The sequence below is a fragment of the Ruegeria lacuscaerulensis genome (assembly GCF_013034685.1).
GTDB lineage: Bacteria > Pseudomonadota > Alphaproteobacteria > Rhodobacterales > Rhodobacteraceae > Ruegeria > Ruegeria lacuscaerulensis_B.
The window spans coordinates 362567-387103 of sequence record NZ_WQGO01000003.1; the positions used below are offsets into that span (position 1 = coordinate 362567).

20 protein-coding genes are annotated in these 24537 nt (G+C 56.4%); 7 read left to right on the forward strand and 13 right to left on the reverse strand.

The window, feature by feature from the left end:
• Positions 1-8 precede the first annotated feature (8 nt).
• Entirely contained in the window at positions 9-1367 is a 1359-nt protein-coding gene (locus GOV80_RS09475; protein WP_170784273.1) for a cytochrome P450, read from the reverse strand.
• Positions 1368-1638: 271 nt separating this feature from the next.
• On the opposite strand from GOV80_RS09475, the gene GOV80_RS09480 reads away from it, so the two are divergent.
• Positions 1639-3066: a sensor histidine kinase gene (locus GOV80_RS09480; protein WP_170769311.1), complete on the forward strand. Its 1428-nt coding sequence runs from the start codon at positions 1639-1641 to the stop codon at positions 3064-3066.
• A gap of 36 nt (positions 3067-3102) precedes the next feature.
• Here the strand turns inward: GOV80_RS09480 and GOV80_RS09485 are convergent, their stop codons facing one another.
• Positions 3103-5604, reverse strand: coding sequence for a cadherin repeat domain-containing protein (locus GOV80_RS09485; RefSeq protein ID WP_170784275.1), 2502 nt, complete (start codon positions 5602-5604; stop codon positions 3103-3105).
• Positions 5605-5817: 213 nt separating this feature from the next.
• Between GOV80_RS09485 and GOV80_RS09490 the strand changes: the two genes are divergently transcribed.
• The 3 genes from GOV80_RS09490 (at position 5818) to GOV80_RS09500 (ending at position 10893) form a co-directional block, all read left to right on the forward strand.
• Positions 5818-7491 carry an ABC transporter transmembrane domain-containing protein gene (locus GOV80_RS09490; protein WP_170784277.1) on the forward strand — a complete coding sequence of 558 codons (1674 nt, stop codon included), beginning with the start codon at positions 5818-5820 and terminating at the stop codon, positions 7489-7491.
• Positions 7488-9563: an ABC transporter transmembrane domain-containing protein gene (locus tag GOV80_RS09495; protein ID WP_214647991.1), complete on the forward strand. Its 2076-nt coding sequence runs from the start codon at positions 7488-7490 to the stop codon at positions 9561-9563. The genes GOV80_RS09490 and GOV80_RS09495 overlap by 4 nt, the downstream gene beginning before the upstream one ends.
• A gap of 82 nt (positions 9564-9645) precedes the next feature.
• Complete coding sequence (locus GOV80_RS09500; RefSeq protein ID WP_170784281.1) at positions 9646-10893, forward strand: HlyD family type I secretion periplasmic adaptor subunit; 1248 nt, start codon at positions 9646-9648, stop codon at positions 10891-10893.
• Between the two features lie 55 nt (positions 10894-10948).
• On the opposite strand, the gene GOV80_RS09505 is transcribed toward GOV80_RS09500, so the two are convergent.
• The 3 genes from GOV80_RS09505 to GOV80_RS09515 form a co-directional block, all read right to left on the reverse strand.
• On the reverse strand, positions 10949-11704 hold the full coding sequence (locus GOV80_RS09505) for a DUF3299 domain-containing protein (protein ID WP_170784282.1): 756 nt from the start codon (positions 11702-11704) through the stop codon (positions 10949-10951).
• 70 nt (positions 11705-11774) lie between these two features.
• Positions 11775-12200, reverse strand: a complete 426-nt coding sequence (locus GOV80_RS09510) for a hypothetical protein (RefSeq protein WP_170784284.1) — start codon at positions 12198-12200, stop codon at positions 11775-11777.
• Entirely contained in the window at positions 12197-13609 is a 1413-nt protein-coding gene (locus GOV80_RS09515; protein ID WP_170784286.1) for a GMC oxidoreductase, read from the reverse strand. Before GOV80_RS09515 ends, GOV80_RS09510 begins: the two co-directional genes overlap by 4 nt.
• 200 nt (positions 13610-13809) lie before the next feature.
• Here GOV80_RS09515 and GOV80_RS09520 point away from each other — a divergent pair, with 200 nt between their 5' ends.
• From GOV80_RS09520 to GOV80_RS09530, 3 genes are all read left to right on the forward strand, one after another.
• Positions 13810-14001 carry a hypothetical protein gene (locus tag GOV80_RS09520; protein ID WP_170784288.1) on the forward strand — a complete coding sequence of 64 codons (192 nt, stop codon included), beginning with the start codon at positions 13810-13812 and terminating at the stop codon, positions 13999-14001.
• Positions 13998-15494 (forward strand): GMC oxidoreductase, encoded by a 1497-nt coding sequence (locus GOV80_RS09525; RefSeq protein WP_170784290.1) that lies wholly within the window; start codon positions 13998-14000, stop codon positions 15492-15494. Before GOV80_RS09520 ends, GOV80_RS09525 begins: the two co-directional genes overlap by 4 nt.
• A gap of 66 nt (positions 15495-15560) precedes the next feature.
• A complete protein-coding gene (locus GOV80_RS09530; protein WP_237215746.1) occupies positions 15561-16964 on the forward strand; it encodes an MATE family efflux transporter in 1404 nt (467 codons plus the stop codon).
• 6 nt (positions 16965-16970) lie between these two features.
• On the opposite strand, the gene GOV80_RS09535 is transcribed toward GOV80_RS09530, so the two are convergent.
• The 8 genes from GOV80_RS09535 to GOV80_RS09570 all read right to left on the reverse strand — a co-directional run bounded on the left by GOV80_RS09535 (position 16971) and on the right by GOV80_RS09570 (position 24519).
• Entirely contained in the window at positions 16971-18059 is a 1089-nt protein-coding gene (locus GOV80_RS09535; protein ID WP_170784292.1) for a M56 family metallopeptidase, read from the reverse strand.
• Positions 18046-18441, reverse strand: coding sequence for a BlaI/MecI/CopY family transcriptional regulator (locus tag GOV80_RS09540; RefSeq protein ID WP_170769322.1), 396 nt, complete (start codon positions 18439-18441; stop codon positions 18046-18048). Before GOV80_RS09540 ends, GOV80_RS09535 begins: the two co-directional genes overlap by 14 nt.
• A 65-nt stretch (positions 18442-18506) precedes the next feature.
• Positions 18507-18908 (reverse strand): DUF2160 domain-containing protein, encoded by a 402-nt coding sequence (locus GOV80_RS09545; protein WP_170769323.1) that lies wholly within the window; start codon positions 18906-18908, stop codon positions 18507-18509.
• Between the two features lie 8 nt (positions 18909-18916).
• Positions 18917-19714, reverse strand: a complete 798-nt coding sequence (locus GOV80_RS09550) for a carbohydrate ABC transporter permease (RefSeq protein WP_085807800.1) — start codon at positions 19712-19714, stop codon at positions 18917-18919.
• Positions 19711-20574, reverse strand: a complete 864-nt coding sequence (locus GOV80_RS09555; RefSeq protein ID WP_085807799.1) for a carbohydrate ABC transporter permease — start codon at positions 20572-20574, stop codon at positions 19711-19713. The genes GOV80_RS09550 and GOV80_RS09555 overlap by 4 nt, the downstream gene beginning before the upstream one ends.
• Positions 20574-21647: an ABC transporter ATP-binding protein gene (locus GOV80_RS09560; protein WP_170784294.1), complete on the reverse strand. Its 1074-nt coding sequence runs from the start codon at positions 21645-21647 to the stop codon at positions 20574-20576. The genes GOV80_RS09555 and GOV80_RS09560 overlap by 1 nt, the downstream gene beginning before the upstream one ends.
• 1 nt (position 21648) lies before the next feature.
• A complete protein-coding gene (locus GOV80_RS09565; RefSeq protein WP_170784295.1) occupies positions 21649-22698 on the reverse strand; it encodes an ABC transporter ATP-binding protein in 1050 nt (349 codons plus the stop codon).
• A gap of 81 nt (positions 22699-22779) precedes the next feature.
• A complete protein-coding gene (locus GOV80_RS09570) occupies positions 22780-24519 on the reverse strand; it encodes an ABC transporter substrate-binding protein (protein ID WP_170769328.1) in 1740 nt (579 codons plus the stop codon).
• Positions 24520-24537 lie beyond the last annotated feature (18 nt).

The window sequence follows — 24537 nt, forward strand, 5'->3', positions numbered from 1 at the left end:
CTTGGGCCTCAGGCGCGGGCCGCGTTCAACATCATGGGACCGCTGGTGCGCATGGTGAACGTCAGGACCGGCTCGGGCATCGGAGCCGATGACATCGAGAAATGAATGTCTCGCAGAACCGACGCCATCAGAACCATAATCTCGGTCTCGGCATATTGCGCGCCAATACAGATGCGAGGGCCATCACCGAAGGGGATATATTGCCCACGCGGAGGCGGAGCACCCAAAAAGCGTTGGGGTCTGTACTGATCAGGCTCTTCCCACAGCTTTTCATTGCGGTGAAGTGAATAGACCGGAAAAAACAACGCGTCACCTGGTTCGATCTTGATCCCTTTGATCTCCACTGTTTCCTCAGCATCCCGCGCAAAAAACGCAGCCGAAGGATACAGGCGCAACGTCTCTTTGATATGCGCGCGCAACAGCGGCATGTGTTCGAGATGCGAGAATTCGATTTTGTCTTCAGGGCAGGCTGTTCGAATCTCATCCCGGATTCTGTGCTGCATCTCGGGGTAGAGCGCCAGCAGGTAGTATCCCCAAGCCATCGCATTGGCCGAAGTCTCATGCCCCGCGACAACAAAGGTCAGCAGGTTGTCGACCGTGGTTTCCAGATCTTCGAAGTCTTCCTTAAGCGCGTCGATCATCAGGTCTAGGAAATCTTGCGGCTCCTCTCGGCCTTCGGCGCGGCGCTGCTCGATCACAGTGCGTGCCAAATCGCGCATCGTAGTGACGGGGGCGGTGCTGCGCAGCCATTTGCGGCGGGGCAGCCATTTGGGCAGGCCCATCAGGTCGAACAGAGAGATGTCGGAAATATAGTTAAAATAGGCGATCAAACCCACGCGGATTTGTTCGGAGCTGACCTCTTCATTGCCGGAAAAGATCACACGAGAGATATTCGTCAGCGTCGAAGCCGGTGCGACCTGCGCTATGTCCACAGGACCTTCGTTCTCAGCTAACGACGCGGCGATCTCGGAGCCAGTTTCGGCAAAGTGGCGCGACAAGACAGGCAAGTTCCGGGCCGCGAAAAGCGGCGAGTAGCGCTGTCGTTGTTTGCGCCATTTCTCACCTTCGGACAGGATCAGACCATTGCCAACGGCGGAGCCGATGATGTCTTTTGTGAACTTGGCCTTTGGAAAACGGCGGCCTTTGCCAACAAGCAATTCGGTCACCATTTCGGGGTCGCATATATAATGGATGTTCAACGGACCACGCACATAGGTCTGCTGAATCGTCTCAATCGGGATAACCTCAAGCATGTTGCGCCCGGCTGATCGGGCGAATTGCAACAACGATACGGGCTTTTCTGCCAGTCGGGCCGAAACCGGTGTCACGTCGGCCTGCCTCATTTCCTGCATACCAATTGCGGTCATGCTGCTCATCCTTCAGGTTCATTGGCCCCTGGGCAGAAACATTTAGTGTCAAAACACGCAAAGAATCAATGAAATCGTTAACTTACCGCCATGTGTTTCCGGACTGTGTCATATTAGACTCCGTCACTGATGCTGATATGAGAACAGTGACTATTAACAATACACATCGCGTTTTGAGATTATTGCCAAACTGTGAACCAATTTCGGACCAACTGCGTCCTCATTGTGCCTGTAGTTCAAGGAGAACAGTGCCACAATTGAAGACGACGTGATGACGATCACAGAAACGACACCGCCGATCGAGCTCTCGGAAGAGCCTGTCGATCAGCTGCTACAGAACATCAAGGACTACACCGCCATGAGCTTTGCGCTGCTTTGGCAGCGGCAAGCGATTTTTCTGGCGACGACCATTCTGACGGGCTTCTTCTTCGACTCGCTCAACGCGATCCTGTTCTATGGCACGATCCTGATATGCGAAGCGCAAGACCTGTATCTTGCTAAACGTGTGGCGCGCCTGCGGCGCGATGAACGGCGCGCGATTGCGATGATGGTCGCGTGGATATTGCTGAACACGATCCTAAGCGCCGCTGCCATCTGCCTCTATGCGGTGTCAGTTGCGTTCAAACAGCCGTCGGGGGGGCACTTCACCCCCTTGTTCTTCCTGTTTGCGGCCGCGCTTTTTGCGGCGATGAACAACCATCAGTTCGTCTGGGCCATGATCGTGCGGCTGGCCATGTATGGCGTGTCGTTCATGGTGATCGTCGTTACCGATATCTGGATTGAACAACCTGACCTGTCGTCGGAACTTTGGCTGCATTTCTTCACGGTCGTCTTCGTGATGTACTTTTTGATCGACTGTTCGTTGGTCTTTCTTAAGCTTTATCGAAAAAATCTAGAGCAGCTTGAAAAACTAAGGGAAGAGCACGAACGTACCAAGGCGGCCTATATCGCCAAGACACAGTTCATTTCTACGGTTAGTCACGAATTGCGCACGCCGCTGACCTCTATCAAGGGATCGCTGGACCTGATCAACACAGGCGCGATGGGCGAGGTGCCTGAAAAGATGCAAAAACTTGTTGATCTGGCTGCGCGCAACAGTGAGCGGCTGGCGTCGCTGATCAATGACGTACTCGATATTCAGAAGATGGAAGCGGGTGAGATGGTCTTTCGGCAAACTGCGATTGATGTTCGTCCTCTTGTGCAAGAAGCCATTGCGGCCAATCTGGGTTATGCCAGTGCCCATAACGTAGTGATTGAAGAGAATGTCGACGGCCAAGCCGATCTGCAAATACGCGGGGATACATCGCGCCTGATTCAGGTGCTGACCAATATGATTTCGAATGCTGCCAAGTTCTCTTTCGATGGTGGCTCGATCACCGTCGGCTACAAGCAGGTCGGCGGCCGCGTGCGGATTTTTGTAAAGGATCAGGGGATCGGTATCCCCGCGGGAAGCCGAGACAAAGTTTTCGACCGCTTTTCGCAGATTGATTCATCTGATGAACGCCATGCCGGAGGTACAGGTCTTGGAATGAACATTTCCAAGGAAATCGTGGAACAGTTTGGTGGCACGATCGACTACTACAGCACACTAGGCGTCGGAACCGAATTTTTCGTAGAGTTTCCCATCCTGGAACCGCGTAACAGGCCTGCAAAAGGACATGGACTTACTGATCTGCCGAAAATCATACGATCCAACTAGGCCGTCCATTTGGATCAGCCTTGGCCCAAAATTACTTCACCAGTCGAAACGCTCATAGACTTGTGTATCTAGTGCCGAAACTTGCGGGCTGTCAGGTAGTGTCACTGTCTCGGACAGGACATCTGCTTCTTGGGCTATATCCTGAGCCTCCGGTGCCATGTCCCAAGGTTGAGAGGCCATATCAGTTTCCGTCGCGTCGGCGAGTACAGATGCATCCATTCTTTCGGACTCCGCGCCCGCTGGTTCTGATCCTCCGACAGTGAGTTGAACCGGGATTTCTATTCTGTCCACTAAGTCGGGATCGTTGCGATCAGAGATTGCGAGTTCGAGGTTGATACTACCTTCGAATCCAGCGGGCGGGGAAATTTCCAAACTCGAAAGGTCCCAGCCATCCAAATTGACCACTTCTCCATCCGATAACAATGAGGCTTCGCCACTAACGAAGAGAGTGTTTTCGGGTGCGCCGTCCAACAAAATCGTCGCGCGCTCACTGGCTTCCGCTATGTCGATTTTTAGAGCTATAGTTCCACCTTCTTCGGCTGAGAGAATTCCGCTGACCTGAATTTCGGGCGCGTTTGAACTTTCTCCTTCCGGCCGGTTGTCTGGACCTGTTTCCAAAGCGGTGGTCGGCGCGCTTTCATCGAAAGAGCGTTGGACTTCCTGATCACGGTTTTTGGCTTTTGAGTAGCTTTGACTTGCGGAATTGTTTTTTGACGCCAGACCGCTGGCGATTGCAGTCTCGGGCATGTCGGCAACAGTGATCGAGATTGTCTCGGTTCGGCTTAAACCACCTGCGTCGATCACTGATACATCGATGTCAATCGAGGCTGCTACTTCATAGTCCAAGGCGACACCGGGCTTCAGTCGCAACTGGTTGCCGACCACTTCGAACCGATCATCCGAAACTTCGAACCGGTGTATGTCATTTGCATCGGGATCAGCGAAACTCAGATACCCAACGATGGCGCCTTCGGTATTTTCTGCGACCGAAAGCTGAGCCTCTGTCAAGGCGATGTTGTCGACCAGGGCGCCGTAGCTGTCATTTTGACTTTCTGGTTCACGGAGTTCCAGCGTGTCCTGGCCAGAGCCGACCACCTGAAGCTGGAACGTTTCCCAATCGGACGATTGTGGATCCAGTTCGCCGACCAACTGTCCGTTCCAATATACTTCGACCGTGTCGGTGCCACCGGATAGGCGCTCTCGCAGGTCAATGCCCAAATCGTAAAGCTGCCCGTCTTCAGTCTCAATCGTCTGGGAAATACTGTCGACGCCCCTTGCGTGGTCCAACTCCAACAATTGGTCCCCATGTGAAGCCTTGGTCCCCCATAGATTATCCCAGATTTCAAGGCCATGAGCATCGGTCCATCCGCCAGAATCGTCGTTGTCGAAGCCGCGCCATCTGCCACGGTCGAGGTCGAATTCTTCAAAGCTTCCGTTTGCGACCAGATTGTCTGTTGCATTGCCAATGGACAAGTCGACCGGGGCTTCGTTGATGTCTTGGATATCCACTACGAAGGTTTCAGAAACACTCAGCCCGCCGGCGTCGATAGCTGTCACCTCAAGCTCGATCTGTTGGGTGGTCTCATAGTCAATGTCCGCCTCAGGCTTGAGGCGTAACTTTCCATCAACAACTTCGAAACGGTCGTCCGAGACTTCGAAGCTGTGGCTGTCGCTCTTGTCTGGATCAATCACCGAAATCTCTCCAACCACGGCACCGGCTGCATTTTCTGCCACAGTTGAATTGCTGAGCGAAACGCTCTCGGGCCCTTCGTTCACATCCAGCACCTCGATGGTGAAAGTTTGCGTCAAGCTGAACCCGTGCGCGTTTGTGGCCGTCACGTCCACTTCGATCTGGGCTGCATCTTCATGGTCCAGCGATACTTCGGGTTTTATTCGCAGCTCTCCATCAATGATTTCAAACCGATCATCCGAGACGGTAAATTCATGCGCGTCGCTGCTATTTGGATCAATGACGGTGAGGGTGCCAATCGCTGCACCAGACGCATTCTCTGCGACGGTCGCGTTGTCCAGATTTAGCGCGTCAGGCGCAAGGTCAACCTCCTGTTCTGGAGGAGGCATTGCGCTGGGACCAATGGAAACCGGGGCAGCGATTCTTGGCGGAACATCCGGAATTTCTGTAACCGTCGGAGAGCCCTCCGTGTTTGAGATGTTGAGCTTCGAAAAAGGCTCATTGGCGGATCCTGAAAAAGAAGAGGGTGCTTCAGGTGCATCTGGAGCAGCCCGCGTTTGCACAGTTTTCTGGCCATCAATGACGGCCTGTGCTTGAGGAAGCGAGCGTTCGGCGCTGATGAAGTCGTCGCGCGCAGAAGGCATGTCTGCTTTCTCAGGTGCACCGTTTTGATGCAGCCTGTCGTCTATCGTTCCTTCGACCCGTTCCCCCGTGTGCAAAGTGCTGCGGGTCGGATCCTCTTGGATCGAAACGCCGCGCGCAACGTGAGAGTCGATCTCGGCTTTGTCGTTCAGTTCGGTTTGTGCGGAATTGATCTGATGCTCAAGATATTGCCCGGCTTTTTGCATTGATCTGATCCCCGTTTGTTCCTCTGATTCCGGCCCATCAGTAACATAGGTTGTTGCTGCGATTGCGACTTAAGTATCTAAAAATTAAACGAAATAATCCACAGTTCTCGATCGGAGTTTACGCTTCTTCAATAGGTTCAGGCCAAACCGATTGGACGAGGCAACTGGGTGAGCAATAGGATGGGATCGAGCGAATTTATCGGACGAAAACTGATGCCACGGTTGGGTGTTCCGGTTTGGGTGGCTTCCCTGTCTTTGAACGTATTGTCACTTTTGATGCCGATCTCAATCCTGTTGATTTTCGACCGGATCATTCCATTCCAATCCATGGAAACTCTGCACGTTCTGACCTGCGTTCTACTGTTCAGTGCGGGGTTTGAACTTGTTTTGCGACATTGCCGATCCATTCTATTGTCGACCGCCGCAGAGGATGCAGCGCGCGCCAACTACAGCCTTTTTATGAGACAGGTTCTGACGGCAAATACCCTGACCTTCGCCAAAGAGCCACCCAGCAGTTATGCCGAGCGCTACGCTGCGATTGCGCAACTTCGGGATCATTATGCGGGGCAAGGGCAAACGCTTTCGATTGATCTGCCGTTTACGCTCATGTTTGCAATCTTGATCGGATTGATTGGCGGCTGGCTCGTTCTGGTTCCATTGGGTGCTTTTGGCATCGTCCTGATTTTTGCGGCCGTAATGAAACGTGCTCAATGGAACTTGTTCCGACAGCGTAAGACACTGGACACCCGCAGATACGCCTTTTTGTCCGAGCTTTTGTCGAACATGAAGACAATCAAGGCTAACCGGATGGAGTCGCAAATGTCGCGGCGATTTGAGATGCTTGAGGATCAGACAGTCGACATCAGCGGCCGAATGATACGTTTCGCCGGCTTCGCACAGAGTTTTGGCACCGTTTTTGCTCAGGTATCGGTGGCCGCAATGGGCTTGTTGGGCGCTTATCTGGCGATCCGAAATCAGATTGGTATCGCGGAAATGGCGGCCTGTATGCTTCTGAATGGGCGGATCGTGCAGCCGCTGACCAAATTGATGGCAATGTGGGTCCAGGCTGAAAATATCACTGTCGCCTGGTCCAGATTGAAAGAGATGAATGAGCTTGAAGCGCATCTGGTCGCGACGTCTGGCGACGGGAAGCTATCGGGTGTTGTTACGGCCTCGGACGTCTCGGTCAGGCGTTTGCATGGAAACGGCGCGTCATTTTCAACGGTCAGTTTTACAGCCAGCGCCGATAGAGGCGTTTTGATCGAAGCCGAGGAAAGCTGGATGGTCGACGCCCTTTTTGATGCGCTAACGGGACAGTGCGACCTGGATCAGGGAAGCATTCTTTTCGACAGAGTGGATGCCAAGAAAAGAGTTGCCTTTCGCGGCGAAAACGCGTTGGTCGCGCTGGAGAGAGAACCGGTTATCCTTTCAGGTACCTTGCTGGAAAACCTAAGTGCGTTTGGTGATCACGAGCGGATCGAAAGCGCCAAGACGGTTGCCGCTGCATTGGGGTTGGAACGCCGGATTTTTCGCCTACCGCTTGGGTACAACACCCCAATGACAATTGGGTCGGCGTTCGAACGCGACCCGGTGAACCGGCAATTGATCGCATTGGTGCGCGCACTGGCTCTACAGCCTCACATCCTGCTAATGAACGAGCCGACCGCTGTGCTTGATACGGCTGAGCGACAGGCGCTGGCAGATTATCTGGCTAAGTTAGAAGTGCGACCGACGCTTATCGTGGCATCGCCCGACCCGCGTTTTAAGCAATTTGCGCCACAGGTCGTCAGGCTAAATGCAACCAAGTCACGCGACATGGCAGCGTGGGTCGCGGATACGGATCTTGAAAGGCTGACATCAGAGGCCATGCAAAAGGGGGCCGCATGACGACGCTTGAAGTAGAAAAAGCAACCGGCCTGCTGGACGCTCTGCTTTACAACCAAGGGCGCCGAAGCAGCCTAAACACGTTGCTGGAAGCACTCCCACATCAATCAGAAAGGCTAGATCAGGATGACATTCTGGATGTGCTCGACACGCTGAAAATTTCTTATACCAAAACTCGATGCCGGGAAGACACCATTGTGGGCGCGGATTGCCCGGCTTTGGTTATTCCCGAAACCGGGCCGTGGTACGTCGCCTTGGGGCGTAACGGCTTGTCTTTGCGGGTGGCTGGCGCGAAAGACCACTCACCAAAACGTCGTAAGTGTTTGGTCATCCGAATTGAATCGAAGGCTTGGCGCGAAGAGGATGGTACGCCGCAAACTGTTCGTATGGCATTCCGAGTCTTTAGGCCGATGTTGCCTTGGCTTTTTCTTGCGTCATTCCTCATCAATCTATTGGGCTTGGCTGCGCCACTTTTGATCATGGCGATTTATGACAAGGTTATCCCATCGGGTTCGGTGGCAATGCTTACGTCATTGGTTGTTGCGGTCTTGGTTATCGGCCTCTCGGATATGTGTTTCCGACACGCGCGAACACGGGCATTGGCGTATATCGGCGCGCGCGGCGAACACCAACTCATGATTGCGTTGTTTCACAAACTGATGTCGCTGCCCCTGCAGCAGTTGCAGAAGTCGGATATCAGCCAACAGCTCTCTCGTTTCAGGCAATTCGAAGCCCTGCGAGACGTGTTCACAGGCCAGATCATGACCAGCTTGCTCGATTTGCCTTTCGTTTTAATTTTCTTTGCCGTCCTGACTTTTCTTGCCCCTCAGGTCGGATTGTTGACGCTTGGGCTTGTTGTTATTTTGGTGATACTCGGTTTCGTCACCATCCCCGAACAGCGGCGACTGGACAGTGCAGCCTCAGATGCGGCTGCAAAAAGTCAATCTGCAATGCAGCAGGCGATATTGCACCAGCGCATGATGAGCGACTTGGGACTGCAACAGAGATGGCTGGATCGCAGCTTGTCTTTGTCCGAAGCGGCAGAGGATGCAACGCGGCGTGCACGTGTGTTTCAGGCATTCACGCAGTCCTTGTCCCAATCGGTGACAGCGTTGGCCACGGTGGGGGCCATTATTCTCAGCGCTTATGCAGCGGTGAATGGCGATCTCAGTTTTGGCGCTTTAATCGCCGTGATTGCTCTGGTGTCAAAAATTCTTGCCCCGGTACAGACATTGTATTGTTGCTGGGCTCAAATCCTGATTTTCAGTCACAGCCGCAATCAGGCTGATCGGGTGCTTTCATTGCCAGAAGAGCTTGAACTGGGGTTGGAGCATTCTCATTGCAAAGACATTCAGGGCGCGATCCAGTTTTCTGCCGTCACTTTTCGCCCAGATCCGCTGAATGCACCGCTTCTGTCGCAGGCGAGTTTGAGCTGTGATCCCGGTGAAGTCACCTTAATCATGAGCAGTGATGCAGCCGTGCGAACGGCGGTCTTAGACCTGATGGACGGGTTGGCTACGCCTTTGGCGGGCACTGTATCTTATGATGACGTTGACTTGCGGCAAATCGCCAGGGACGAACTGCGCACTTCGGTTACTTACGCGACCTTTGAAAAAAAGCTGTTCTACGGCACGATCGCACAGAATTTTCGATTGGCGTCTGTGTCACTGAGTGATTGCCAAATCGAAACGGCCTTGTCGCAGATGGGATTGTCGCAGGACCAGGAGTTGTTGCCAGATGGTCTTGAAACTCGTCTGACCGATGCTCACCTGGCGCAGTTGCCAGATGAAACCCTCAAGGCTCTGACCCTTTCGCGTAGCATGGCGCGCCCTTCATCGGTTTATCTGTTTTCGGAACCGACCAATGGTTTGTCAGATCAGCGCCGTGCTGCCTTCAAGGAGTGGGTGCGACAGCAAAAGAGGCGGAGTACCGTTGTGATCGCAACTGCGGACCGGTCCTTCCTTTCGATCGCAGATCGCTTTGTGTTTCTAAACGGAGAGCGCGTGGTTTTGAATGACACCGGAGAGGTCGGGCGCAGAAAGTTGAAGGCCATTTTACAGGCAATGGAAAAATAAAATGAGAGAGCAGACACAACAAAATTCGACCTCCGGTCCCACGGCAGGTTTAATAAATCGTCGTCGGATGCGACCTCCAAGGGTGGCCGCGTTTTTGGCGCTGACGATCTCGGGCTTTTTGGGCGTGATACTAGTTCTGGCGGGGCAAACCAACGTTCCTCAAATCACGCGGGCCCCGGGGACAATCTTGCCATTCGGGGACTATGCTCAGATCGAAACTCTGCACGGAGGCGTGGTCCGGGCCGTTCACGTGCGCAATGGCCAAACGGTCGAGGCGGGCCAACTTTTGGTGGAATTGGACCATCCAGACCTTTCGCGTGAGCAGGACATTATGACGGGTCAGCTTTCAGCAATTATTCGTCAGACCGAAAATGCCAAAACCGTTTTGTCCATGCTAGACAGCGAGACTTTGCCAAGTGACCGCGCGCTTGATGAGATAAGGAGTAGAGGCCTGACCAATGCCGCGGCTAGGCTGGATCTGTATTCCGAAAGCCAGACGATCCAGCAGGTATCGATCCAGCAGCAAGAGGGGACGCTGCGAATTTTGCAAGATGCAGCCGAACTGTCAGCAGCACGGGTCGAAAGAAAACAAGATCTTCTGGCAAGATATGCACAGCTTAGGGCACGCGGATTGAAAACCCTGAGCGACTATCTTGAAGAGGAAGATGAGGTTGAAGCGGTTCGAATTGCGGCATCGGACGCGCGGGTTCGGTTGGCCCAGGCGGAAAATGCGTTGAATTTGGCCCGCGCGTCTATGGCAGAGGAAACTCTGGCTCTGCGCGAAGAGGTATTGACGAAACTTTCTGATCTGGATCAGGAAAGGGCAGAGCTTATTGCCGCTCTCAGGATAGTGGGAGCGCAGATCGCGAGCCTGGCCATCGTGGCTCCGGCCCGCGGAGTCGTTCAAGCTGCTGCCTATCCCAATCCGGGAGAGGTCATTGCGCCGGGTGAGGTGCTGTTCGAATTGTCGCCAACACATGACGCGCTATTGGTTGAGGCACGCATTCCAAACGCGGATATCGGTCATGTGGATACCAGTCAGCCAGTGTCCGTCAGCGTTGACACATTCGATGTGCGCAGGTTCGGAAAGATCCAAGGGCGATTGCAAACTGTCTACCCCATGCCGCTTACCGATGAGAGGACCGGCGAGACCTATTTTCGCGCATCCTTTGTTTTGGCTGAAGGCAATGTGGGACGTGGACCTTATGAAAGGCCACTTCAGGCCGGGATGACGGTTGTGGCCGAGATGACGACAGGGGAGCAAACGCTGTTGTCCTATATGTTGAAACCTGTCCAGACGACTTTGGGCCGTGCTTTCAACGAAAGATAGTAGCCCGACCTGCGTGCCGCCTCATCTCGTCACGTAGGTCGAGCAGGCGATGAATTTAGTTTTCGTTCGACAAAACCGCGCCACCCGTTTTGTTGCGGGATGCGGCACGCAGACGGTCCTTGAAAGTCTGGGTCGCGCTGTCTGCAACGTCAGCCTGCGTGACAATGGCATCAGATAGAAGAAACGTGGCACGCATTGCGACAGGTCCATCCACGACAATAAATTGAGTGTTGCTCGGGGAAATCGTCAGCCGGCCAGTGACCTCTACACTTTGGTGAATGTATTCGGGCATCCAATCCGTCTCCAGTTCGACGCGGATCATCTGGTTCGGAGGCGGCGGCGGTATATGGCTGCACATGCCTGGCCTCGGTACAAGGTATATGATTGAAGCACCGTTAGGAGCTTGAGGAGCCGGGATAGCATAGCCTTGAATTGTGGCGGCTTTACCCTCAAGATCGGGATTGCCTTGGGAACCGGCTTTCGCGCGCTGCGCGATCACATTGTCGCGCTGACTCAACAATCGGTCGATGTCGATCTTTTCAGCGGCAAGAGCATCTTCGGTTTCAAACAGATTTTGTTGCCACATCTGCCGTTCCTCGGCGGTGCCTACATCCTGTTGCAAGCGGCTGCGCAAACGCAGGACGTAAACAAGATCATCGAACTGTTCCGGGCTGAGTGCGCGAAACGGGTCGTGAAAATCCTGTACGGATGGGTCGGGCAATTCAGACCAAAGCAATGGCGTCGCGGCCCATGTCCCGAGGGGCGCACACAATACTGAAAACGCACAGATCAAAACTGCTCGCAGGCGCATCCCAACGGCCTTTCATGACTTAGAAAATAGCGGTCATTCAAATGTGAGAGATATCCGGGTAAACCGCAAATCACGACACTGCAAACGCCCCCAATTGGTTCAGGCAGGGGGTGTGATAGGGTTCGAACAAGGCGACAAATTCCAGCGGTAGTCCGTCCTCTGCTGCACGGATGACATTAGTCGAAGTTGCAAATTTGTCGATGACGCTGTCGTCGATCTTGCCGAGGACGTCTTTTGCATAGGGCAATCGGTGCAGCCCGCTCCAATATCCCAAATCCAGAGCCTTCCCTTCAATCCCTTTCTCTAGAACGAATTCTTCGTAAGCATAGGCGAACTCAGTGGCCGCATCCTGTCGCGCGATCTGGGGGCCATAGATCCGGTTGATGACGTCAAGCGCGTGACCAGCAATGCCGTGCCCCTTGATCAGCCGGTAGGCAACACCTGCGCCAAGGGCACCAACCCCCAAGGCAAGAACGCGACGGCGCGACCAGCTCATGTGACAACCTCCGATGCTCTGAGGGATAGGGCGGAAATGGTCAAGGATGGGTTGGCAGGCGAGCAGGTCGGGAAAGCGCCCGAGCCCAGTACGAACAGGTTTGGAACCCCATGCAGGCGCAACCGATCGTCAACCACCGATGACTCGGCCGAGGGACCCATGCGGTGCGTGCCTTGAATATGCGCCTGTGTGCGAATTTTTTCGTCCACTATCAGGTCCTCGATCGTGTCGGGGATGATGTCCGGCAAGCCGTCAATCGCCCGTCGCAGGCCGCGCATCGCATAGTCGGTGTACCCGACCCATTCGATGACGGGTTCGTCGTCCTCCAGCAGGACCCTGTTCTCTGCCATTGGAATATCATCGACGGTTAACCGGAGATGCAGTCGGTTGGCCCATTTGCCCTGTTCTCGCCGGATCGAGACCGGGGCGTTCACGGTTTCGATCAGAACAGCGCCAGCCTCTGATCGGTCAATGTCATGGTAGAAATGATAACCATGCCCGGTTTCGGACGCACCGCCGTAGAAGGCTTTGATATTTGCGGTGTCCAAAATGATGTCAACCTCACCTTGTTCATGAAGGTACGCACCCAGAGCTTTGTTTTTTATTCCTGATCTCAGCAAGATGGCAGCGTTGAATATCCCGTTCGTTCCCAGCGCAATTGTGTTGCCGCGCAAACGAGCCTCAGCCCCGTCAGCAGTCTTGACCTGTACTGCGCGGGCCTGACCGCCTTCGATATCCACCGTGCGTACTTCGGTGCCCAACAGGTAGTGCGCGCCGGGATGTTCCAGCCGCTCGAACCCGTTCAGAATTGTAAATTTCGCGTCCACTGGGCAGATGCGGCAGACTCCGTTTGCACAACACCGCGCTCGCGAGCCTCCGTTCGAGGTCGCGCTTGGCAAGGGCACCCATAGCGGGCTGTCTTCACGCAAAGCTATGTCAGAGCGAGATGGCGCGTGGGGCGGATACGGAAACGGCGCACTGCGCGGCAGGATGTGATCGGATTGCCCACCGCAGACTTCAATCATCTCTTCGGCCTGAATCCAGAAAGGTTCAAGATCATCGTAGGTTATGGGCCAATCTTCGCCGATACCGAACTTGCTTTTCAGGATGAAATCATCGGGATGCAGACGCGGAGTGTTGCCCCACCAATAGTTCGAATTCCCGCCAAACAAGGTGAATGCAACCCATTCCTTGTGTGCGCCCGAGCTGTTGCGTTGCTCGATCTTTTCACGGACGGCCCACCCATGCGCGATTTGGTCTGCATGAGAATAGTCCTGCCCTTTTTCGACAAACAGGATGTTAAGATGATCGGGCAAGCCGTGGGCGAAAAACATCGCGGAAAAGCTGCTGCCTGCGATCACCACATCCCAATCGCGGGCGCTGGCTTGTTCAAGAGACAATAGGCGCATCAGAACTCATTAACCTTATTAATCTTCACCTGTTGACCAAATTACAGGCTTCCGTCCGACCCGACCAGATCACGCGAGAATTGCGGCGGGGCAAGACAATCACTTTATGGTTTGCAATAATCAGGCCCTTGTCAATAAAGTTAAAGAGACGGCAATGCAGTCGCCTTGCCGGAATTGTTGTTGTTTGTTTGGTGTGTTCTTTGAAATTTGCTTTGAAAAGACGTCATCTTCTTGGGGCTGTTGCCGCGGTGGTCATTGTCCCACCGGTTGCCAGGATTGCAATTTTGAAGTCGCGGGATAATCCGCTGCCTCCCATTTCCGATCCGAAAGTGGTTTTTGCTGATGGCTGGCTGTTGGATGCGAGCGACCTGGATGTGGACGGGTTGTCATGATCCTGGATGCGCGCGCTGAAATCCCGGCGTTAGAGGGGCCCTATGACTGCTGCATCGTAGGCGCGGGGCCGGCTGGTATCGCGCTTGCGCTGAAACTGGCACAGGCGGGCCGTCGAGTGGTTCTTCTAGAGGCCGGAGACCGTGAGGTCACGCCCGACTCGCAGGACCTCTATGAGGGCGAAAATCTGGGCCTGGAATATTACCCTCTGTCTGCGCCCCGGCTGCGCGCGCTTGGGGGGACGACCGGTCATTGGGGCGGGCAATGTCTTTTGCTGGACCGGTCCGACTTTCTGCCGCGCCCGGACGTACCCCTCAGCGGATGGCCCATTCGGTACGAGGATCTGGCCCCGTATCAGGCGGAAACAGCTAAACTTTTGCAAACAGGACAGTTCTCGGGCGGCTTCCGCAAACCGGTTGACGACAGCGGCACGCTGGATGTTGTTGAGCAGAGGTTCAGCTCTGACCGGGCGTTTTATGATATCGGCAACACGGACCCGGTACGCTTCGGTCCATTCTATCAGGGGCAATTGGAGGATGAGCCGAACATCGACCTTGTCTTGAATGCCAATGTGGTAGGGTTCGACGTCGATGGTGAGACCGGCCAAATCACGCAGGCGCAGATCCGTAACTATGGTGATGGCGAGGGGGCGGTGGCTGCCGGACGCTTTGTGCTGGCCATGGGCGGTTTGGAAAACAGCCGTATGCTGCTGCATCTGAACGCCCGGCAAAACAACAGGTTCGGCAATCAGAACGACATGGTTGGTCGCTGTTTCATGGAGCATCCGGTAATCGACCATGAAACATACTTCATCACACGGCGTCTTTATTCTCATTCCCCGACATGGGAATTCGAACGTCTGACGAGGCGCTCCCGCCCCGAGCTTGTGCTGAGTCCCAGCCAGGACCAGATGCTAAAAAACGGCTGGACCAACTCAGCCGTGCGGATGCGGCGACTAAGACGCAGAAAACTGCCGCCCGAAGAGCTGGGGGACACGGGCTTTATTAACGGCTTGAAATTCGATGAGGATTACTTTTTCACCAGCAACTCTCAGGTCACGGCTGAACAGCGCCCTAACCCTGCCAGCCGGGTTGTTCTGACCGATCAGCGGGATCGGTTTGATCTGAATACTGTCGGGCTGGACCTGCGGCTGATGCCCGAAGATATCGAGACCCTGCGCGGATCAACCATTGAAGTGGCCAAGTTCCTGATCCGAAACGGGCTGGGCCGGATGCGGATGGACCCCGCCTTGTGGAACCGCGATGCATTCGAAAACCTGCCGTTGGACTATGGCAGCCACCATATGGGCGGCGCGCGCATGTCCGAGACGCCCGAGACTGGTGTGGTCGATGCCAACTGTAAGGTGCATGGGGCCGCGAACCTCTATGTTGCAGGGTCAGGTGTGTTTGCGACCTGCGGCCACGCCAACCCCACGTTTACTATTGTACAACTGTCCCTGCGGCTGGCGGATCATTTGCTTGGGCCTTCTGCCTGACGGGGTTTTGGGGTTGAAGCCCTCTGTATTCCACTGGCAGGTTAGCCCCGCACAAGGGGGGCGTCCATGACATCTCAAAGCTCGGGTCAGGCAGTCTTTCTGTCGGGCAGCCTGATGCGCCATGTCACGCGCATGTCATTGACCACCAGTATCGGCCTGATGGCGATCTTCGCTGTCGACTTCGTCGATATGGTGTTCATCTCGATGCTGGGGAACGACGCGCTGGCCGCTGCAGTGGGATATGCCGGGACGTTGCTGTTCTTTACCAACTCGGTCAATGTCGGCCTTTCTATTGCCGCAGGAGCTCTGGTCTCGCGTGAGCTGGGGGCAGGGCGACCGGATCAAGCCAGGCGGTTTGGCACCAGCGTAGCAGTGCTGGGCGCGATCACCGGCATGATCCTGTCCGCGCTAGTGCTGTGGAATCTTAGGGCCTTGTTATCGCTGTTGGGGGCCGAAGGTGAAGTGCTGGACCTTGCAGTGCGCTATAGCTCGATCATTCTTCCGACCATGTGGGTGATGGCGTTGGCCATGGCCGGGATGGCGGTCTTACGGGCCCATGGGGATGCGCGCCGTTCCATGCAGGCGACGATATTTGGTGGGCTGGTCAACGCGGTGCTGGATCCGATCCTGATCTTTGCGGTTGGGCTTGGGCTGGACGGGGCGGCGATAGCCTCGGTCATCGCGCGGGTCTGTATGCTGATAGCGGTGATGCGACCTGCGACAAAGGTGCATCGAGGGTTCGCGCGCCCTTCGCTTAAACAAGTGGTTCAGGATGTGCGCCCGGTGCGTGCCATTGCGGTACCTGCCGTATTAACCAACATAGCCACGCCCGTCGGTAACGCCCTCGTCATCCGTGAGGTGGCGCAGTTCGGAACCGATGCTGTAGCCGGCATGGCGGTTATCGCACGGCTGATGCCGGTGGCGTTTTCGGTTGTGTTTGCCCTATCAGGCGCGATCGGTCCCATCGTTGGCCAGAACTATGGTGCGGGGCAGTATGATCGGGTGAAAGAGACGTTTCTGGCCGGGGTCAAATTCACCGCCATCTACGTTCTGCTGATGGCCGCTGTCTTGTTTGCCCTTCGAGGCCCAATTGCGGATCTGTTTCTGGCGCAGGGGGAAACGCGGGCGCTGATCTATCTGTTCTGCGGTCCTCTGGCGCTGGCGTCTTTCTTCAACGGGGTAATCTTTGTTGCCAATGCCAGCTTTAACAATCTGGGCCATCCCATCTATTCCACATGGGTCAATTGGGGGCGGCATACGTTGGGTACTTGGCCGTTTGCCGTGGTCGGAGGCATCCTTGCAGGCGCGCCCGGTGTCCTGATGGGGCAGGCGCTGGGGGGCGTTGTCTTTGCGGTTGTCTGCTGGGTGATGGTGCGCCGCGTTGTGTCAAAGCTCAGCACGCCGAAAAAGCCGGATCCGTTTGCGGGGCAGAACCGACTTCATGCGCTGTTTGGGCGGCGTGGTTGGTAAGCGGGATCAGTTGCCGCTGTTTCGAGCCTCGAGCCGTTCAAGGTTAACTACTGTCGACAGCATCAATCGGTCGTGGCTCCAATCCTCGGTCTGTTGCACGGAGGCGGCACCAAAACCCAGCACGGTTGCAAAGACCAGCGTCAGGCCCAGAAACAGCACCGGAGTGCCAGAGCGGACCGAGGGAGCCTCGGCCAGCGCCATCACGCGTTGGCGCAACACGCGCTTTGCTTTGCCTCCCGTGACCAGCGCGACATTCAGAACCCGAGGGCTGCCCTTGCGCACCGTGCGGGCGCAATAGTCCAGCAGGCAAGCGGTATAGTCGCGCGCGTTGATCCCGCGGCGGGCAACCACGGATTGGTCGCAGGCCAGCTCGCGCAGACGGTCGAACTGATATTTCAGCACCAGATAGGCGGGGTTCCAGAACAGCAATGGGCGTAAAATTTCGAACCCCAGCTCCCACTCCACATCGCCCGCACGCACGTGCTGAAGCTCATGCGCCAGCGCAAAGCGCAATTCGCGCGGCGTGTCCAGCAGATGGCTGGGCAGGACAACATGGCGGCGACGAAGGCCGCGCACGGCAAAGGGCACGGCGATCCGGTCGGAGAGGCGTATATCGACCTTGGCCGAATGCCGCCACAAAAAGCTGGTCTGGATCGTTTCACGGATCGCCAGCCCATCGCGCAGGACGCGCACGGCATAGGCCGCGGCCATCACGATCACCAGACCGAAGATCGCGGACAGAACCGGATATGCACCGGAAACAAATACTTCGACCCAGCGTTCGCGTGTGTTCAAAAGCGCCTCGAATTGGGTCGCGGGCATAGCGATGTCGCCGCGCAGATAGGCGGCAACAGCGATGTCCCCCAAAGCAACGGTGCCATGGGCTGAGGTGAGTGCAAATGCCCCAATGGCCAGAACAGGGCTAAGAACGACGCAAAGGCACAGGGCCTTGAGCGCCTGAAGCTGCGCCACAAAGCCATATTGCAGCCGCGTCCGACCCATAATGGCCCGCACGACCAGCCACACCAGTGCCGCGAGGGCCAGTACGATATTCCATTCCAGATACGCGTCGAGAACCGGTTTAACCGCCGTCATTGTGCAGTCTCCTTTCTACCAGTGCTCGAATTTCCTCCAGATCGGCTTCGCTCAGGCCCGCATCGTCTACCAGGCGCGCCACCAGCGAGGCAGGCGTGTCATCGAACAATGTACGCGAGAGGTTCTGCAACGACCGTGCCTGATATTTGTCTTTCTCCAGCAGCGGCGTATAGATCAGCGTCTTGCCGTCCTTGCGGCTTTCGACAAAGCCTTTCTCGTCGAGAATCCGAAGGATGGTTGCGCCGGAGGTATAGGCCAGATTGCGTTCTGGAGGCAGACGATCAAGCACGTCACGGACCGAGCCCTGACCAAGTGCCCAGAGCTCATTCATGAACTCCAGCTCTACCTCGGTCAGAAGGTTTGTTGTCTTTTTCTTTCGCATCGGTCTTTCGTGTCGCATATTTAGTATGCCTGACAGACAAGCATCCTTTCGCTGTTTCGCAAAGCTCAAACTTTCCAGAAGACGAAGAATCCCCAGCCGATCGACAGGAAAAGCGGTGCCCAGACGGGCTGGCCAACCAATCCCAACCAAGCAAGGAAGATATAGGCCGATCCCAATAGGGTGATGAACAGCCGGTCGCCCAGCGTGGTGGTCAGGCCAAGCACGCCGCGCCGTTCGATCCCGTCGCGGAACTTGAACCCTTCCAGCACGCCGATCAGGGCGATGGCCGAAAAGATACCGACGAACAGCGCCAGCGTTGCGGGGGTCCAAGCCATCCAGAAATCGGGCCACAAGGGATCGGTCCAGGAAAACCCTTTTTCCTCCTGCTGGCCGACGCTGCCCCAACCGGCCTGCTGGGCAGCCGCCATCGAGGGTAGAAAGGGGAGGGTGAGAAGAAGTTTACGCATATCGAACCTCACACACGGCCCATCGCGAACCCGCGCGCGATGTAGTTGCGGACAAACCAGATGACGATGGCACCGGGGATGATGGTCAGCGTCCCGGCAGCCGCCAGCAGGCCCAGCTCATACCCCGCGCTGGAAGCGGTACGGGTCATCACGGCGGCGATGGGCTTGGCCTCAACCGCCGTAAGGGTTTTGGCCAGAAGCATCTCGACCCACGAGAACATGAAGCAGAAGAACGCCGCCACGCCGACGCCCGCCTTGATGTTGGGTAGGAAAATCGTCACGAAGAAGCGCGGGAAGGAATAGCCGTCGACATAGGCGGTTTCATCCAGTTCCTTTGGGATGCCGCGCATGAAGCCTTCCAGAATCCACACCGCCAGCGGCACGTTGAACAGTGTATGCGCCAGCGCCACGGCCAGATGGGTGTCAAACAGCCCGATCGACGAATAAAGCTGGAAGAACGGCAGCGCGAACACGGCCGCCGGGGCCATCCGGTTGGTCAGCAGCCAAAAGAACAGCTGCTTGTCACCCAGAAACCGATAGCGCGAGAACGCATAGGCCGCAGGCAGGGCCACACAGACCGACAGCACCGTGTTCAGTGTTACGTAGATGATCGAGTTGATATAACCCCAATACCATGTCGGATCGGTGAAGATGGTGATGTAATTTTCCAGCGTAAAGGTCTGGGGGAATAGGGAAAAGCCCGACAGGATTTCGTTCGTTGTCTTGAAGGACATCGCCACCAGCCAATAGATCGGCAGCATCAGGAACGCGATATAGAGGATCGGGATAAGAGACCGCTTCTTCATTGCGCGTCATCCTTTGTCATCAGAGTGTAGAAGACCCAGCTGACCAGCAGCGTGATGGCGAAATATATCAGGCTCATCGCGGCTGCAGGGCCGAGGTCGAACTGTCCCAGCGCGATCTTCACAAGGTCGATCGACAGCAAGGTGGTTGAGTTGCCGGGGCCACCGCCCGTCAGAACGAAGGGCTCGGTATAGATGTTGAAACTGTCCATGAACCTCAGCAGGACGGCGATGGTCAGGACGGTTTTCATCTTGGGCAGTTGGATATAGCGGAACACCGACCAAGGGCTGGCACCGTCGATTTTGGCGGCCTGATAATAGGCATCGGGGATCGACACGAGGCCCGCATAGCACAGCAGAACAACCAGCGACGTCCAGTGCCAGACATCCATGACGACGACCGTGATCCAAGCCGACAGAGGCTGTTGCGTCATGTCATAGTTGATGCCCAGAACATCATTCAGGAAGTACCCCAGCAGGCCGATCTTGGGCAGGGTAAAGATGTTCCACATCGAGCCGACTACGTTCCACGGGATCAGCATCGGCAGGGCCATCAGGACCAGACAGACCGGCACCCAGAAGCCTTTGCGCGGCATCGACAGGGCGACGATGATGCCGAGGGGCACCTCGATTAGCAGGATCAGGAAGGTAAACAGGAATTGCCGTCCCAAAGCAGCCTGAAAACGGTCCGAGCGCAGGATTTGCTCGAACCAGCCAAGGCCTTCCCAGAAGAACTGGTTGTTGCCAAAGGTTTCCTGCACCGAGTAGTTGACCACCGTCATCATCGGCACCAGCGCGTTGAATGCGACCAGCGCCAGCACGGGCAACACAAAGAACCACGCTTTTTGGTTTTCCGTTCTCATCAGCTGCGCTCCTCGGTTGCGATCCAGCCGTCACGGTAGACGCGGGATTGTTCGGGTTTGAATTGCAGGTAGACCTGCGAACCGGGTTCCGGCACGCTGTGTTCCGTCACGGCCTTGAGCGCGGTATTGCCAACCATGGCGCTGACCACGTAGTGGCGACCAATGTCCGAGACCTTGGTCACATGCGCCGGGATGCCCGTATCTCCAAAGCCCACATATTCGGGCCGGATACCCAGATCGGTGCGGCCTCCGTCACCGTGGGTGGGACCTTCCAGCATGACCTCATGACCTTCGAACACTGCGCGGTCGCCTTTGGCTTCGCAGGGCAGGACATTCATGCCGGGTGAGCCGATGAAGTGACCCACAAACGTATGCTGAGGCCGGTCGAAGAGTTCAACCGGTGTGCCGATCTGCACCACTTCGCCTTCTTGCATGACAACGACTTCGTCGGCGAAAGTAAGGGCCTCGGTCTGGTCATGGGTCACATAGATCATCGTGGCTTTGACGCGCTGGTGCAGCTCTTTCAGCTTGGACCGCAGTTTCCATTTCAGGTGCGGGTCGATCACGGTCAGCGGTTCGTCAAACATCACTGCGTTCACGTCATCGCGCACCAGCCCGCGCCCCATCGAGATTTTCTGCTTGTTGTCCGGGCTCAGGCCGCTGGCGCGGGTGCTCAGCATATCCGTGACGTCCAACATCTCGGCGATCTCATCGACACGGCGCTTGATCGTTGCCGGGTCAACGCCTCGGTTTTTCAGCGGAAAGGCCAGGTTTTCGCCCACGGTCATCGTGTCGTAGATCACTGGAAACTGGAACACCTGCGCAATGTTGCGCTGGTCGGGGGGCAGGGCGGTCACATCCCGATCATCGAACAAGATTTGCCCTTCGGATGGGGTCAGAAGGCCCGAGATGATGTTCAGCAAGGTGGACTTGCCGCAGCCCGACGGCCCCAGCAGCGCATAGGCTCCGCCATCGCGCCATGTGACGTCGATTTCCTTCAGCGCATAATCTTCGGGGCCTTTCGGCGCGGGCATATAGCTGTGTCGCAGATTGGAAAGTTTGATCTGTGCCATGTCAGGCCACCCTTTTGCCGTCTTGGCCGAAATACCGGCAATGCGCCGGGTTCATGTAGAAACTGTGATCCTCGCCGACTTGATAGGGATGCACACCAGCCGCCAGCGAGACCCAATCATCCGATCCATGTCGAAAATGCGCGCTGGAATCCGAACCCGACAGCTCAGTCACAATGACCCGGCCTGTCAGTTCCACATCCGCATCAGATGTGCGGAACGGCGTCACCCGGTGTGGGCGCACGGCGACCATGTAGTCTCCATCGGCCATGTCCGAGACGGCCCAGCCTCCGCCACCTGCCAGTTGCGCTTGAGCGCCGGACACGGTGATTTGGGCCACGTTGATCGGCGGGTCCGAGAACACACGCGCGGCGGCGATGTTTTCAGGATTGCGATAGATATCGGCGGTGGGGCCGAATTGCGTGACGCGACCATCCTCCATCAGGGCGGTGTAGCCACCCAGAAGCAGCGCCTCTTCGGGTTCCGAGGTCGCATAGACCACGACGGCCCCGCGCCCTGCAAACAAGTCGGGCAGTTGTTCGCGCAATTCTTCGCGCAGCTTGTAGTCGAGGTTTGCCAGCGGCTCGTCCAGAAACACCGCGCGGCTTTCCTTGGCAATCGCGCGGGCGAGAGCTGTACGCTGTTGCTGACCCCCCGACAGCTCATGTGGGCGGCGATGCAGCATGGGGCGCAATTGCAGCAAGTCAGCGGCCTCTTCCACGCGGCCTTCGATCTCGGATTGCGCCATGCCTGCCACGCGCAGGGGCGAGGCAATATTGTCGAAAACTGTCATATGCGGGTAGTTCACGAAGAACTGGTGCACCAGGCTAATCTGCCGCTTTTGCGTGTTCAGCCGGGTCACATCCTGCCCGTCCATCAGCACTTTGCCCGAGGCCATCGGATCCAGCCCGGCCATCATCTTGATCAGAGAGGTCTTGCCCGATCCTGTCGCACCCAGCAGCACATTGAAATGGCCGGTCTGCAGCTTCAGGTTGGTAGGCTTGATATGAATAACGTTGCCAACCCGCTTGGTGGCGTCTTGAAGTTCGATCATGTCCGTGGGTTCCGGTCCTTCAGTGCGACGCACTGGTCGTGGGGTGGGGATGCCGCGCACGGCACCCCCGGTTGCATTGGCTTAGTTGGCCTGCCAGCGCGCAACCAGCTCGTCATAGTTGACGGTCTGGCCTTGCGGCTTTTCGTTTTCCAACTTGGCCTTGGGCGAACCGGCTTTCTCCAGCCAGAAGGCAGGGTCCTGCGGCTCGTTCAGGCGCGGGCCACAGCCGCCATAGACGTTGGCAGCCTCATCGGCGGCCTGCATCCGGGACATGGTGATGTCCATTTCCTCGGCCAGACGGTCCATCGCCTCTTGCGGGGTGAAGGCGCCCGAGTTCACGTCACCGATCTGCTGCCACCAGATCTGAGCCAGCTTCGGATAGTCAGGCACGTTGATGCCGGTCGGCGACCATGCCACACGGTCAGGCGAGCGGTAGAACTCGACCAGACCACCTAGCTTGGGAGCGCGTTCGGTGAAGGACTCGTGGTTGACCGAGCTGTCGCGGATGAAGGTCAGGCCCACGTGGGACTTCTTCACATCGACAGTCTTGGACGTCACGAACTGAGCGTACAGCCACGCGGCCTGGGCACGATCCGAGGGGGTCGATTTGAGGAACGTCCAGGAGCCCACGTCCTGATAGCCGACCTTCTGGCCATCTTCCCAGTAGGGGCCGTGCGGGCTGGGCGCCATCCGCCACAGCGGCGTGCCTTCGTCATCCACGGTGTTGTTGCCTTCGGACTTCGGCTTCACCATGTCGGCGGTAAAGGCGGTGTACCAGAAGATCTGCTGGGCCACGTTGCCTTGGCTGAGCGCCGGCAGCGACTGGTAGAAGTCATAGGACGCCGCACCCGGAGGCGCGTAGTTCCGCAGCCACTCATCCCATTTACGGATCGCATAAACCGCAGCCGGGCCGTTTGCAGCACCACCGCGCGAGACGGACGCACCAACTGGGTTACAGGTGCCCGCTTCCATGCGGATGCCCCATTCGTCGACGGGAACGCCGTTCGGCTCACCTACGTCGCCTGCGCCGGCCATCGAGAGCCACGCATCAGTCATACGCCACCCAAGGTCAGGCGCACGTTTGCCGTAATCCATGTGGCCATAGATCGCCACACCATCGACTTCTTTCACGTCGTTGGTGAAGAACTCGGCGATGTCCTCATAGGCTGACCAGTTGACTGGAACGCCAAGGTCGTAGCCATACTTCTCTTTGAACGCGGCCTTGTTGGCCTCATCATCGAACCAGTCCTTGCGGAACCAGTAGAGGTTCGCGAACTGCTGGTCGGGCAGCTGGTACAGGTTACCGTCCGGGCCAGTGGTGAACTGAATTCCCATGAAGTCATCCAGATCCAACGTCGGCGATGTGGTCGCCGCCCAGTCACCTGCCATCTGTTCGGTCAGGTTATAGGCCAGTTGCAGGCGCGAATGCGTGCCGATCAGGTCGCTGTCATTGACGTAACCGTCATACAGGTTCCGGCCCGTCTGCATCTGGGTCTGCACGGCCTGAACCACTTCGCCCTCACCGAGGATCTGGTGGTTGACCTTTATGCCGGTGATCTCCTCGAATGCCTTGGTCAGCACCTCGGATTCATAGGAATGGGTCGGGATGCCCTCGGACAGGACGTTGATCTCCATGCCCGCATAGGGTTGTGCAGCTTCGATGAACCATTTCATCTCACCCATCTGTTCGTCTTTCGACAGGGTCGATGGCTGGAATTCGTCGTCGATCCAACGTGTTGCTGCGGCTTCGTCGGCCCAAGCGGTACCGTGCCCCGCAATGACGGCTGCTGCCGCCACGGCGGAAAGTAGATGTCTCCGCATCTGTCTCCTCCCAAAGAT